We start from the raw sequence: 12,860 nt of genomic DNA, 5'->3' as shown, positions 1-12,860 counted from the left end.
AAACTGGCCGGCGCCACACGGCGCGCTGATCGAATGAAAGACGGCGAGCAAAATAGTTCCGCTGAAAATAAGGAAGCCGGGTACAGAAAGCAGCAAAAAGCGGGAGAAGCGCTGCTGGCAGTAAAGTTCAACTAGCGCATCACTTCAAGCATAGAACCTGGCCAGTCTGAGCGTACGGACAGTTGGACGGACCAGTGCGCGGCCAGATATTGCGCGCATTTTTTTAGCTTGCCGTACCCACTAAATCAGGCCAATCAAGAGACAGCCGCCTAACTAGGGGTTCGGGTTACAGGCCCCTGCAGACGAAGCGGGCCTTGACTCCCCCCCGCTCATCATGCGCTCACCACTTGCCATCCTTCTCGGACTCACTGGCAAGGGAAGTCTCCCCAGCGGCGGATCTGTCGCTGCGACTACGGGATTGCGCAGCCGCAGCTGCTACGGGCTTGCTCGAGAACTGCCCGTTGGCAGTCGTAGCGGCCTGCGCCAGGCCGGCCTTGGCCAGCAGGGCGCGCAACTCGATGCTGCCTGCCTTGAAGGACAGCTCCTTGAGCACACTGCCCTCCTCCACCGTGCCATAGGACGTCTGGGCGGCGACGCGATCAATGCGGATCGTCCCCACCGGCGTTTCCTTGCGCCCCAGCGAATTGCCGGTCTGCGGGTCCTTGAGTTCTTCCCCCAGATAGACGGCCTTCCAGCGCTGGCCCGCCTGCAGCGATTCACCACCCTGGCTCAGGACCACCTGATCGCCCTCCAGCGAGACCACCGATACCGGAAAGATTTCCGTCACAATGGCACCACCAATCTGACTGGACAAAGCATCCATCAACCCGGCCGCCATGCTCTTGCCATCGATGACCCGCGGCATCGTACTCGGATCGGCACTGGCCAGCTTGTGCTCGAAGCTCTGCGACAGCACCACCTGGCCGGTGGCCGCGTTGACCAGCCGCAAGGTGATGCGACCGCCGCCCGCGTACGACACCAGCTCACGATCGGACATGCGCAGCTTGCGTACCGACCGACGGTAGTCGAAACGCTCGATGGTCGGAATCAGCAACAGATCCGTGGCCAGTTGCTGGCCGATGCGGGCACTGTCCTGCACACGGACGTTGCCGCTGTTGATGTGATCGATCTCGGCTTGCAGCTCGGCACCGAATTCGCGATCCAGCACGATGAAGCGCCTGGTCTGCGTGAGGATGTCCGACAGGCGGCCACGCACCGTGCGCGCCACTTCATCGGAGGCAACCTTGCTGTCGCCGACCGCATAGGTGGACACCAGTGTCTTGGGCAGCACCACCACGATCTTCGGCCGGCCCTTCTCATCGGGCGCCTGGTACTGGGCGATCTCGGCGCGCAACTTGACCTTCCAGTAGCTGCGCATGGCCTTGTGACTGAGTTCGGCCGACGCCGATTGCGCGCCCTGGCTGCCCTCCCCCTGCACCGCCGAAGAATAGCGGTACCCGGCATCACTGGCCTGCACCTTGGCGACGGTCTCTTCATCAAGCTTGTCGATTTCCTCCTGCGACAGGATCTCGTAACTCAGCACCGCACCCTGCGAGGCCGCGACCATGCGTTGCGCGAAGGCCTCGGTGCGCACGGAATCCCGCTCGCCGTTGACCACCACATCGAGCCCCTGCCGCAGGCTGTGCATCCGGTTCGCCATCTGCACGCCGTTGACCTGCGCCACCGCCGATTGCAAGGCAGCCACCACGGCCAGTTCCAGCGTGCTGCCGACCGCCTCGGCCTCGCGGCTGACGCGACTGGTACTGCCCACGCCCAGCGCCGGCGGCGCCGGCGACTGTGTCGCCGCCGTGGTCGTCGTCTGACTGCTGGCCGAAACACCAGCAGCCGACTCGTCCTTGCTGTCACAGGCCGACAGCAACGCCATCGACAAGACCATCAGTATTGCTCGCACTCTTGGCTGCATGGCGTCCTCTCAATGGAACAGTCCGGGCGCCATCACAGCACGCTGGTGGCATCGGCCGGGACTGCCACGCCATTGCTCCTGGCGAAGCTGACCGCATTCTTCAGCAGCCCGGTCAGGTTGCCGATGCTGGTGGGCAGGCTCTTGACGATGTAGGCACCCGATTGCAGACCGGGCAGCTGCATCGGCGAGGCGCTGCTCAGGCCATTGGCAAATGTCTGCGCCTCGGCCGACATGGCGATGTATTTCTTCACCCCTTGGACCAGTACCACCAGGCCCTCTGCGTATTCCTTCCTGGCCGCCTCATCCTTGAGGGTGGCACCGCTCTTCAAGGCATCGGAGATGGCCTGGGCATCGGCGCTGATGGCCTTGTCCTGCGCCTCCAGGTCGCTGGCCGACATCGAATCGGACGTCGCCGCCGCATTGATGGCCTGGGCCTTGATGCCAAGCGCTGCACCGATGTGGCCGTTGGCAGTCAGCACGTCCTTGCCGGCCGCACGATAGGTGCGCGTGAGCTGCGACTGCTGTCCGGACAGATCGGCACCTGTACTGGAAGAAGCGGGCTTGCTGCCTCCCAGGAAATTGCCGAACTGGGCGAAGCTGGTAACAGGGAAAACCAGGGCCATCGAGACCACGGCGAACGCGATAGTTTTTTTCATGAAGATCTTTCAGTCAGAGGGAAACAAAGGAAAAAAGCGGCGCAATCACTGCAGTCCCATGGTGGCCATGCGGCTCGACAGTTCCTGGGCAGCATTGCTGGCAGCGGCCTTGAGCGCATTGCCACGCGCCTCCTCTTCGGTCGGTCCGACGCCGGCATAGGCCACCGGGCCAACCGCCACGCGGGTGCGGGGAATGGGCTTGGTCACGTCCCACACCTTGGCATTGACGGTCACCGCCACGCGCTGCAGCCCGCTCTGCGGATCCTTCTCGGCCAAGCCGACGTCCAGCGTGCCCAGGGCGATGTAGGGGATCTGATGTTCCTTCATGCCGGCCGCGATCGCGCGCAGGGTCTGCGGCTGCAAATCATTTCCGGATTTGTAGTCGGCCTCGATGGCGGCGATCTTGAAGCCGGCGGTTTCCACCATGGCCGCTTCGATGACGTCATAGCCGGCCTGCGAGAACTTGGCCACGAAGGTCTGGTTCAGGTTGGCACTGGGCAGCACGCGCCAGGTGGTGTCGGTCGCCTTGCGCGTGGTGCTGCCGCCGGTCTCCGAGGTGACGGTCGACTTGGCCGACACGTCGACGCCGTTACGGCTCTCGCGCGAAATCCCACCCTGGGTCCTGACGCGCCCCTTCCCTACCGATTCACCTTCGTTGGTGGACTCCTTGTAACTCTCCTTGGCGGTGGCCGAGCCGGAGAATTGCGCACCCTCGTCCTGGCGTTTGTAGACGCGATCATCGTAAGACTTGGCGCTGTCCACCTGGCGCGAGACGAACACGAAGCTCATGGCCGACTTCTCGCCCTGGGCTGCCTTGCCCACCGCCGAGCTGGCCTGCACGGCGTTGCGCAGATTGGCCACGTTCAGCGAGACACGCACGGCGATGGTGTAGCGCATCTCCTTGGGGTCATCGGTTTCGGAGAGCACGGTGGTATCCAGAATGTAGCGATCCTGATTCTCAAGAATCTTGGCGCGGATCGCATCGAAGTTGGCCGACTCCGATTGACCGGCTTCAGCGTAGTAGCTTTCGACCGCCTTCAGCGCGGCCTCCTGGCGTGCCTTCTGCTTGATGGCCGGCGAGGCCTCGGTGCGGTCGAATACGCCAACCGATTCCTTGTAGCTCAGCGAGTACTGGCCACGGGCCTGCTGGATCTGCGCCAGGGCCGGCTGCGCCGACAGGGCCAGCGCCGCCATCAGCAGGATGAGGAAAGACCGGCAACGATGGCGGATGGGATGGCGATTTATTTGCATGACTTCATCAACTCCTTGGTGTGGACAATCTGTTGTTCGATGTCTTGAGCGGCAGCGGCGCTCTTGAGCCATTTCTCGTCACCCCGGCCATCGATGACCTGGGCCAGCTTGACGAACATGCCATTGAGCGCGTCATAGAAATGCGGGAAGTCGTCCACGTAATCCTGGCTGGCCGGAATCACGCGCGACTCGCCGTTCTTGAGCGCGGTATCCAGATACACCTTGTTGCCCAGCGGTTCGATCAGGCGGATGCCGCCGTAGGCACCGTAGACGTAGGTGGTGGCACCGCCTTCAACTTCGCTGAACCTGACCTTCTTGAAACCGGTGAGATCGACGCTGATCTCGTAGTCGGGCTTGGGCAATTTGAGGTCCCACACGGCCCCATCGGAGACGCGGAAGGACATCACGTTGCCGATCGCATAGCCCTTGCTGAAGGGCAGGATGGGTACGCCGGCGCGTGTGGAGATGGCTTCGCCGGCCAGATCGGCGGCCCAGTTCTCCAATGCGCCGGGAGCGGACTTCAGGAAGCCAGGCAGCAGGCCAGATGCCTCCGGGCTCACCTGCACGTTGACGACCTGCAGGGTGCGCGACACCTGCGCCGGCAACTCGGCCTTGGCCACGTTGTTGACGAAGCGGCCGAGTATGCCGGGCTTGCCGCCGTTGCCTTCGTAGACCAGGGCGATGCGGGACAGGATCTCGTCTTCCGAAGCCGGGTGATCCAGGACGTCGACGTAGGCAAAGCTGACGGGATAGGAACGGATCACGTTCATGGACTTGAAATCGAAGAACATCACCTGCGCGCGCACCACGATCAGCAGTTTGTGCAGGCTGCCGAAGCTTTCCTCGGAGACCATCTCGTTGCCGACCACCAGCGCCACGGCCAGCGCCTGGTCGCGGCCCTTGAGTTCGTCGAGTTGCGGGACGATGCGCAGGTGGGCGGGCGGCGTGGCCTGCAGTTGCTGCATCAGTGTCTGATGCAGGGTGGTGCCGGCACGCTTGCGGGTCGCCTCGTAGCGGCGCGAATACGGAAAGCGGTCGTCCAGCGTGCTCTCGCTGCCGGAATAGGCGAAGCCCGCGAAAGCCACGTCGAGCGGCTGCTGCGCCTGGGCCAAGGAGGAAAGAAAGAGCAGCAGCAGGCCCGCAAGCCTCTGCAGCACAGTTGGAAGGTAAATCACTGCATCCCCAAACGATGAACGCCGTCGCAGGGTGAACGGCATCCAGTTGCTCACAGGTGCATCGGGGGAGGAGAAGCGATGGAAGACAGACTCATGCCCCCGGCGATGCACCGCTGACGCGGTGGTCCCGGGGCAGGCTGCACCGGAAGCATCGGTACCAAAATGGAGGGCAGAGATTAACCGAGGGAAATGGAATTACCGTCAGATGGGAATTATTTGTACTGAAAGTCTAAAATTTTTCGATGCGGAGACGTGCTAGGAAGGTACAGAGCACCTATCAAGCCCGATACACAAGAAAAAGCCCAGCATCGATGCTGGGCTTTGCGACATTACTGCCATCTCACTCAGCGCGTTACCACTTGTCATCCTTGGCCGGCGCACTAGCCTTGGAAGCCTCCGCAGCAGGGGACGCCGCTGTCGCCTTCGTACTTCTGGCTTTGGACGGTGCGGGAGTCGCCGCATTTACAGAGCTGGGTCCACTCTTTTCAACAGCAGCACTCGCCTCAACCTGTGCAATCTTCGGCAGTTGTCCACGCAACTCGATGGCACCGGCGACAAAGGGCTTGTCGCCCAGCTTGCCCCCGGCCTCCACGGTGCCATAGGAAGTCTGCGCAGCGACGCGATCGATGCGGATCGTCCCCACCGGCGTTTCCTTGCGCCCCAGCGAATTGCCGGTCTGCGGGTCCTTGAGCTCTTCCCCCAGATAGACTGCCTTCCAGCGCTGGCCCGCCTGCAGCGATTCTCCACCCTGGCTCAGGACCACCTGATCGCCGTCCAGCGAGACCACCGATACCGGGAAGATTTCCGTCACGATGGCACCACCGATCTGACTGGACAAGGCATCCATCAACCCGGCCGCCATGCTCTTTCCATCGATGACCCGCGGCATCGTGCTGGGATCCGCACTGGCCAGCTTCTGCTCAAAGCTCTGCGACATCACTACCTGGCCGGTCGCGGCATTGATCAGCCGCAGCGTGATGCGACCGCCACCCGAGTAGGAGACGAGTTCACGATCGGACATGCGCAGCTTGCGTACCGACTTGGGGTATTCGAACCGCTCGATAGTCGGAATCAGCAACAGATCCGTAGCCAGTTGCTGGCCGATACGGGCACTGTCCTGCGCACGCACATTACCGCTGTTGATGTGATCGATTTCAGCCTGCAGGTCAGCACCGAACTCCCGATCCAACACGATGAAACGTTTGGTCTGCGCAAGGATATCCGACAGGCGGCCGCGCACCGCACGGGCCACTTCGTCGGCCGCAACCTGGGTATCACCCACCGGATAGGTCTGCATCAAGGTCTTGGGGAGCACCACCACGATCTTGGGCTGCCCCTTCTCATCAGGGGCCTTGTACTGGGCGATCTCGGCGCGCAGCTTGACCTTCCAGTAGCTGCGCATCTTCTTGTGGCTCATGTCAGAGGAATACGAGCTGGCGCCCCGTTTCACATCGACATTGGCCGATTCGCTGGAGGCGGCCGAGCCGGAATAGGAGGACGAAGCGCGCGCACTGGCATTACCGCCCTGAGCGCTGCCTTCGCCGTTTGCGCTGACCTTCAGATTGCTTTCGGAGGAGGCCGACGCCGAATAACTGTAGCCGCCATCGCTGGCGCGAACCTTGGCGACGACCTCTTCATCGACCTTGTCTACTTCTTCCTGGGAGAGGATTTCGTAACCGAGCACCGTACCCTGCGATCCGGCTACCATCTTTTGTACGAACGCGTCTGCTCGCACCGAACCGGCACTCTGGCCATCGACGCTGACGTCGAGCCCTTGCCGCAAACCCTGCAACTGGCTGGCAACTTTCACGCCGTTGACCTGGGCCACTGCCGACTGCAAAGCAGAGACCACGGCCAGTTCGAGTGTGCTGCCAACAGCCTCGGCCTCGCGACTGACCTTGGTGACACCACCAAAATCAGGCGCGCTACGCTTTGGCTGTTCCGGAGCGGCCGCTACCGGTTCAGTCACTTTCTTAGGCTCTTCCTTTTTATCGCACCCCGACAGCAGCGCCATCGTCAACGCAATAACACCTACTCCAATTTGTCGCTGCATATCAAACTCTCTCGTCGGATGCGATCATCGGGAAATCAAAGCACGCTGGTCGCGTCAGCCGGTACAGCCACGCCGTTGCTCTTGGCAAAGTCCACTGCGTTCTTGAGCACATCGGTCAGTGTGGAAACGTTGGACGGCAAGGTCTTGGCCACATAGGCACCAGCTTGCAGACCCGGCAATTGCATCGGCGAGGCGCTGGAGAGCCCATTGGCGAAGCTCTGCGCGTCGTTGCGCAAGCCGATATATTTCTTCAGACCCGTAGCCAGGGACAGCAAGCCTTGCGCGAATTTCTTCTTGGATTCGCCATCCTTCAGAGTGGCACCCTTCTTGAGCGCGTCCGAAACCGACTGTGCATTGGCACTGATGGCCTTGTCATTGGCTTCGAGGTCGCTGGCCGACAGCGAATCTGAGGTGGCCGCAGCATTGATGGATTGCAGCTTGATGCCCAGGGCATCGCCGATGTGGCTATTGGCGGTACCTACATCCTGGCCGGCGGCCGCATAGTTGCGCACCAGTTGGGTCTGCTGGCCCGACAAATCGCCGCCACCCGACGCGGACTTGCTGCCGCCCAGCAGATTGCCCAACTGGGCCGAGGCCGTCATCGGCAGGGTCATGGCGAGGGAGACTGCGGCCAGTGCGAGGATTTTTTTCATGGTTTTTCTTCCTTGATGAAAAGTAAGGGATGGATGAACAAACGGGATCAACAACGAGGGAAACTGAACGGAAAACAGCAGGTCATCCGGACGCGGACGACCTTCATGCGCCATGCCATCGGCGCATCGGGCCGTCTACCGAACTTGCAGGTTCAGCGCAGACCCATGGTGGTCATGCGGCTTGATAGTTCTTGCGCGGCATTGCTGGCAGCTGCCTTGAGCGCGTTACCACGCGCTTCATCCTCGGTGGGGCCCACGCCAGCGTAGGCGACCGGGCCGACTGCGAGGCGAGTACGCGGGATAGGCTTGGTCACATCCCACACCTTGGCATTGACAGTGACAGCCACACGCATGAGACCGGTTTGCGGATCCTTGTCCGGAAGGCCCACATCAAGGGTCCCAAGAGCAATGTAGGGAATCTGGTTCTCCTTCATTCCCGCTGCGATCGCGCGCAAGGTCTGCGGTTGCAGGTCATTGCCGGACTTGTAATCCGCCTCGATATTGGCGATCTTGAAGACGGCCGACTCCACCATGGCGGCTTCGATCACGTCATAGCCCGCTTCGGAGAACTTGGAGACGAAGACCTGATTCAAGTTGGCGCTGGGCAACACGCGCCAGGTTGTCTCGGTCGCCTTGCGGGTCGTGCTGCCACCAGTTTCGGAAGTTACCGTCGTCTTGACTGAGACGTCCACGTTCTGCCCCGTTTCACGTGTGGCCGAACCGCTGGTGCTTACACGCGACTTGCCTACCGATTCGCCTTCGCTGGTGGATTCCTTGTAGCTGTCCTTGCTCACTGCCGAACCTGTCATTTGTGCCGACTTGTCCTGGCGCTTGTAGACGCGGTCGTCGTAAGACTTGGCTGAATCCACCTGGCGCGAGACGAACACAAAACTCATCGCAGATTTCTCGCCTTGTGCCGCCTTACCGATAGCCGATGAGGCCTGTACTGCATTGCGCAGATTGGCCACATTCAGCGAAACTCGCACCGCGACGGTGTAGCGCAACTCCTTGGGGTCATCGGTCTCAGAGAGCACCGTGGTATCAAGGATGTAACGATCCTGGTTTTCCAGGATCCGGGCACGGATTGCATCAAAGTTCGCCGACTCCGATTGGCCTGCCTCCGCATAGTAGGTTTCGACCGCCTTGAGGGCCGCTTCCTGCCTTGCCTTCTGTTTGAGGGCCGCCGGTACTTCCTTGCGATCGAAGACGCCGAGCGCTTCTTTGTAGCTGATCGAGTACTGACCACGTGCCTGCTGGATCTGTGCGCTGGCCGGGAGCAAGAGCATCGCCAGCATCAACGCAATGAGGGTTCGGATTATTTGCATGACTTCATCAACTCCTTGGTTTGCACAATCTGCTGTTCGATGCCGCTCGCGGCGGCTGCACTCTTGATCCACTTTTCGTCGCCATGGCCATCGATGACCAGAGCCAGTTTGACGAACATGCCGTTGAGGGCATCATAGAAATGCGGGAAATCGTCCACGTATTGCTGGCTGGCCGGGATGATGCGGGTCTCCCCGTTCTTCAGCGCGGTGTCGAGATACACCTTGTTGCCCAGCGGCTCCACGATTCGGATCGCGCCATAGGCACCGTAAACATAAGTGGTGGCACCACCGGCCACTTCGTTGAATTTGATCTTCTTGAAGGCGGTCAGATCGACATTGATTTCATAATCGGGCTTGGGCAGTTTGAGTTGCCAGACCGTCCCGTCGGAGACCCGCAAGGACATCACATTGCCGATGGCATAACCCTTGGAATAAGGCACGATGGGTACCCCTGCGCGGGTGGAAATGGCCTCCCCGACCAAGTCTGCCGCCCAAGTCTCCACGGCTCCCGGCTCGGATTTGAGCGAGCCGGGAATCACGGCCTGTGCTTCTGGACTTACGCGCACATTGACCACCTGCAGATAGCGGGTAACCTGCGTAGGCACCTGAGCCTTGGCAACATTGCTGACGAAGCGTGCGAGGATGCCCGGCTTGTCGCCAGACCCTTCGTAGACCAACTTGACGCGCGCCATAATTTCATCATCGCGTGCCGCGTGATCGAGCACGTCGACATAGGCGAAGCTGACTGGATAGGAGCGCACCACGTTCATCGATTTGAAATCGAAGAACATCACTTGCGCGCGAATGACCACCATCAGACGGTGCACGCCGCCGAAGGCCTCATCCGAGACAGTCTCATTGCCAACCACCAGCGCCACGGCCAAGGCTTGGTCTCGCCCCTTGAGTTCCTCAAGCTGGGTATTGATCTTGAAATGCGTTGGCGGAGCAGCCTGCAACTGTTGCATCAACTGCTGGTAAACCGGCGTACCGGCGCTCTTTTGCAACGCCTCATAACGCAAGGAATACGGGAAGCGTGCCTCTATGGTGCTCTGGCTACCGGAGAAGGCAAATCCGGCAAAGGCCACATCCGGTGGCTGTTGCGCGTGAACAAGAGACGAAACAATGCAGAGAAGCAGCAAGGCCCCAAGCCGCTGCCAAAGATATAAGGAATAAATCACCCACCCCCCAGTGGTTGAAATCGCTCATCTGGAATCGAGATGGAACGACTTGTTATCGTCAAGGATCATTGCTTTGATGAACGACGGCACTACATCGCTGGCACTGCTTCATGCGCTATGCATGTCGCGTCCCACCCCACATGGAACGCAAACACCACCAAGGTTCAGACGGTGGTTGAAGCCTTGCCAGGAAAAACCTCACGCAGTCATTTTTCCCGGACGTTAAAAATTTTTCGGTACATTACCACTGCACGTCATGTTTGCCAACTTCATCACGTTATTATCACGTAACTTCTGATCAATATTTAGCAACCATGATGCGAGAGAACAAGCAGATTCAACACATCCGACGGAAAACTACGCATTTTCTTGCCCTCAAATCTTATATAGATAATACATTTAATTTCTATATCTAAATTGAGGAATTTTGACTTAAATCAGGAATGATTTGGTACCCGACGGCGAGTCGGAAAATCAAGATCTTTCCGGACGTCGATCTATGCTATCCATGGTACGGCTGAACAATGCGATCAATAAACGGAAGGAATAGAGGACAATGAGCGTCCCGCACAAGTCCCCGACGAACATCACGCACAAGCTCTTAACCGAGGAGTGTTGATCGCCGCTCAGCCAGAACCAAAGGTGATGCAGGCTGCTGCCAGCCAAGGCATAGAGTACGGCCGCAGTCAGCAGGCGCAAACCGGACAGATTTTTGAGAGAGGTTGAAAGACCGTATCGCCGCTCAACGAAGAGATAGGAAAGATAGGGAGCCAACGTCGCAATGACGGCACCGGCAACAGAGCGGATGGTGTCGTCAGGAAAGAAATACAGGACACAGGTAACCCATGATGCGATGAACAGCCCGGTCGCACCGGCCTCAGCAAAGAGCAAGGTGCAGAGCAACCTGATGCCAGCTGGCAAATAAATCCAGTTGACCCCGGTAATGAAAGCAAGACCGGGAAAGATCAGCTCATTGACGAGCAAAGCAGCGAGAAACAGGACGGCCGACAACAGAACACCCAGTCCGAAGCTTAGGATTCTCGCGGTATTGATCATTTGAAAGATAGCCCCTAGATTCGGATACTGCATCTATAGAGCGGCGGTAGAATAGCCGCTCGATCTGCAGAGGAATCATTATGGGTGCTAACAAGCGAAAACGGCACATGGACATCTATGTACGCTTTCTGGAACTCATCGAATCGATTCGCGACCTGCCCACCCTGGAGCCGCTGGAAAAGAAGATCTTCGACCACATCACCAGAGCGCTGCATGCCGGTCCCCGCCTGTCAGTGACTGACGTGACCGGGGACACTTCGCTTGGCTCTCCGGTGACGGTTCACCTGCGGCTGAAGTCGCTGGTAGCAAAAGGATGGATTTCGCTGGCCGAAACAGAAGATGGCAGGCGCAAGCAGATCAACCTGACCGCCGCAGCAGAGCAACATTTGACAAAGGTATCCCAATGCCTGATCAAGGCTGCTGATAGCGGACGTGGTGGTTGAGGCAACAGATTACTGCACGATCAACGCCCCCAACCGGCAACGGGACCTCATCGTCAAGTCAGCCAATCCCCATCCAGCGCCGGATCAAGATTGTCGATCACCGCCCGCGCCCAACCCATGCCGCGCTCCACGGCCAGCAGCGCGCTATCGAACCGGCCAGGCAACTGGCGACGTGGAAACAGGGGCGGCGCCAGCCCGCCGCTGTCGGCGATATGAACTTCAGCAACCTCCCACAAGCCACCCTCGCCCTGACAGCGCAGTGAAATGTGAAAGCCCTTGTACTGCTCCTGATGAGTGACCGGAGCTTGCATATTTTTTTTCTTTCGCAAAACCGATCATGGGAGGGCGCATACCGTCGTGAAGGACAGGCGGGCCGGAGGGCATCAGGCGGCGCACCACGCCATTGGGCGTGGGAGGGATGCGCCGCGCGATCTCAGCGGCGACGGAAACCCGGACGGGGGCCGCTGGGGCCGCGCTGTTCCAGGTGACGGAAGATGATGCGACCCTTGTTCAGGTCGTAGGGAGACAGTTCCAGCGTGACCTTGTCGCCCGCCAGAATCTTGATGAAATTCTTCTTCATGCGACCGGCCGTATAGGCGATCAGCGAATGGCCGTTGTCCAGCGCCACGCGGAAACGCGAGTCGGGGAGGACTTCGGAGACTTGTCCTTGCATTTCGATCAGTTCTTCTTTTGCCATTTTCTCTTTCTTGTGCGTGAGCACGCGACCTCACGGAGGAAGGGCTCGGGGATTTGCAATCTCTGGCTTTGACGACTGGCCACGCCATGGGGAGGCCGGGAGCGTTAAGGTCGGAGGACAGGTGAACCCGCTGGCGGCGAGACCGGCAGCGCAGTTTCTTTACTCGGGGAAGCGGATGAAGATGCGAATCACGCGGATTGCAAGATGCTGTACGACAAGGCGCGTGGGGATCAGGATTTCCGCTCGGTTCTTGAGCGATCCATGCATTATACGCGATTTTTGCCCTACCCGCCACTGCGCGCCTCGGGACGGTCTGCTGTGGTTTATCTGCGCCATTGCACAATCGACATCGATTTATCGATGCCACAGATAAACAAAAATGGGGATCACGCGCCATCAGCGAAAAAAAACGCCACCGCGCAGGTGGCGTAAAAAACTACCAGAGGTTC

Annotated in this window: 13 protein-coding genes; 2 read left to right on the top strand and 11 right to left on the bottom strand. The window is 59.5% G+C overall.

All coding sequences use genetic code 11. The features are described 5' to 3' along the window. Positions 1-340: 340 nt before the first annotated feature. The 9 genes from ACWFUC_RS06905 to ACWFUC_RS06865 form a co-directional block, all read right to left on the bottom strand. Positions 341-1,924 (bottom strand): CsgG/HfaB family protein, encoded by a 1,584-nt coding sequence (locus tag ACWFUC_RS06905; protein ID WP_489624466.1) that lies wholly within the window; start codon positions 1,922-1,924, stop codon positions 341-343. Positions 1,925-1,956: 32 nt separating this feature from the next. Then, the gene (locus ACWFUC_RS06900; RefSeq protein WP_134221163.1) at positions 1,957-2,580 is read right to left on the bottom strand and encodes a hypothetical protein; all 624 of its coding nucleotides are present in this window, start codon (positions 2,578-2,580) and stop codon (positions 1,957-1,959) included. 45 nt (positions 2,581-2,625) lie between these two features. After that, the gene (locus ACWFUC_RS06895; RefSeq protein ID WP_489624465.1) at positions 2,626-3,831 is read right to left on the bottom strand and encodes a hypothetical protein; all 1,206 of its coding nucleotides are present in this window, start codon (positions 3,829-3,831) and stop codon (positions 2,626-2,628) included. Next, the gene (locus ACWFUC_RS06890) at positions 3,822-5,006 is read right to left on the bottom strand and encodes a hypothetical protein (protein ID WP_489624464.1); all 1,185 of its coding nucleotides are present in this window, start codon (positions 5,004-5,006) and stop codon (positions 3,822-3,824) included. The genes ACWFUC_RS06895 and ACWFUC_RS06890 overlap by 10 nt, the downstream gene beginning before the upstream one ends. A gap of 352 nt (positions 5,007-5,358) precedes the next feature. Beyond that, positions 5,359-7,020 (bottom strand): CsgG/HfaB family protein, encoded by a 1,662-nt coding sequence (locus ACWFUC_RS06885; RefSeq protein WP_489637512.1) that lies wholly within the window; start codon positions 7,018-7,020, stop codon positions 5,359-5,361. 74 nt (positions 7,021-7,094) lie between these two features. Further along, positions 7,095-7,712: a hypothetical protein gene (locus ACWFUC_RS06880; protein WP_489624462.1), complete on the bottom strand. Its 618-nt coding sequence runs from the start codon at positions 7,710-7,712 to the stop codon at positions 7,095-7,097. Between the two features lie 152 nt (positions 7,713-7,864). After that, complete coding sequence (locus ACWFUC_RS06875) at positions 7,865-9,037, bottom strand: hypothetical protein (protein ID WP_489624461.1); 1,173 nt, start codon at positions 9,035-9,037, stop codon at positions 7,865-7,867. Beyond that, on the bottom strand, positions 9,028-10,215 hold the full coding sequence (locus ACWFUC_RS06870; protein WP_489624460.1) for a hypothetical protein: 1,188 nt from the start codon (positions 10,213-10,215) through the stop codon (positions 9,028-9,030). Before ACWFUC_RS06870 ends, ACWFUC_RS06875 begins: the two co-directional genes overlap by 10 nt. A 474-nt stretch (positions 10,216-10,689) precedes the next feature. Continuing rightward, positions 10,690-11,271, bottom strand: a complete 582-nt coding sequence (locus tag ACWFUC_RS06865) for a hypothetical protein (RefSeq protein WP_489624459.1) — start codon at positions 11,269-11,271, stop codon at positions 10,690-10,692. Between the two features lie 107 nt (positions 11,272-11,378). Between ACWFUC_RS06865 and ACWFUC_RS06860 the strand changes: the two genes are divergently transcribed. After that, positions 11,379-11,714: a winged helix-turn-helix domain-containing protein gene (locus tag ACWFUC_RS06860; RefSeq protein ID WP_489624458.1), complete on the top strand. Its 336-nt coding sequence runs from the start codon at positions 11,379-11,381 to the stop codon at positions 11,712-11,714. Between the two features lie 53 nt (positions 11,715-11,767). On the opposite strand, the gene ACWFUC_RS06855 is transcribed toward ACWFUC_RS06860, so the two are convergent. Together ACWFUC_RS06855 and infA are read right to left on the bottom strand one after the other, a co-directional pair. Further along, positions 11,768-12,025, bottom strand: a complete 258-nt coding sequence (locus ACWFUC_RS06855; protein WP_489637511.1) for a hypothetical protein — start codon at positions 12,023-12,025, stop codon at positions 11,768-11,770. A gap of 122 nt (positions 12,026-12,147) precedes the next feature. After that, positions 12,148-12,411, bottom strand: coding sequence for a translation initiation factor IF-1 (gene infA, locus ACWFUC_RS06850; protein ID WP_006713209.1), 264 nt, complete (start codon positions 12,409-12,411; stop codon positions 12,148-12,150). A 204-nt stretch (positions 12,412-12,615) separates the two neighbouring features. On the opposite strand from infA, the gene ACWFUC_RS06845 reads away from it, so the two are divergent. Next, positions 12,616-12,843, top strand: coding sequence for a hypothetical protein (locus tag ACWFUC_RS06845; RefSeq protein ID WP_489624456.1), 228 nt, complete (start codon positions 12,616-12,618; stop codon positions 12,841-12,843). Positions 12,844-12,860 lie beyond the last annotated feature (17 nt).

The organism is Herbaspirillum sp. Her4 (genome assembly GCF_057961335.1).
The sequence above is the reverse complement of the archived record's forward strand: the minus strand, read 5'-3'. Positions and strand labels throughout refer to the sequence as shown.

Bases quoted from the DNA above. Each gene is read 5' to 3' on its own strand.
- ACWFUC_RS06905 (WP_489624466.1), bottom strand. From the start codon at position 1,924: ATGCAGCCAAGAGTGCGAGCAATACTGATGGTCTTGTCGATGGCGTTG.
- ACWFUC_RS06900 (WP_134221163.1), bottom strand. From the start codon at position 2,580: ATGAAAAAAACTATCGCGTTCGCCGTGGTCTCGATGGCCCTGGTTTTC.
- ACWFUC_RS06895 (WP_489624465.1), bottom strand. From the start codon at position 3,831: ATGCAAATAAATCGCCATCCCATCCGCCATCGTTGCCGGTCTTTCCTC.
- ACWFUC_RS06885 (WP_489637512.1), bottom strand. From the start codon at position 7,020: ATGGCGCTGCTGTCGGGGTGCGATAAAAAGGAAGAGCCTAAGAAAGTG.
- ACWFUC_RS06880 (WP_489624462.1), bottom strand. From the start codon at position 7,712: ATGAAAAAAATCCTCGCACTGGCCGCAGTCTCCCTCGCCATGACCCTG.
- ACWFUC_RS06875 (WP_489624461.1), bottom strand. From the start codon at position 9,037: ATGCAAATAATCCGAACCCTCATTGCGTTGATGCTGGCGATGCTCTTG.
- ACWFUC_RS06865 (WP_489624459.1), bottom strand. From the start codon at position 11,271: ATGATCAATACCGCGAGAATCCTAAGCTTCGGACTGGGTGTTCTGTTG.
- ACWFUC_RS06860 (WP_489624458.1), top strand. From the start codon at position 11,379: ATGGACATCTATGTACGCTTTCTGGAACTCATCGAATCGATTCGCGAC.
- ACWFUC_RS06855 (WP_489637511.1), bottom strand. From the start codon at position 12,025: ATGCAAGCTCCGGTCACTCATCAGGAGCAGTACAAGGGCTTTCACATT.
- infA (WP_006713209.1), bottom strand. From the start codon at position 12,411: ATGGCAAAAGAAGAACTGATCGAAATGCAAGGACAAGTCTCCGAAGTC.
- ACWFUC_RS06845 (WP_489624456.1), top strand. From the start codon at position 12,616: ATGCTGTACGACAAGGCGCGTGGGGATCAGGATTTCCGCTCGGTTCTT.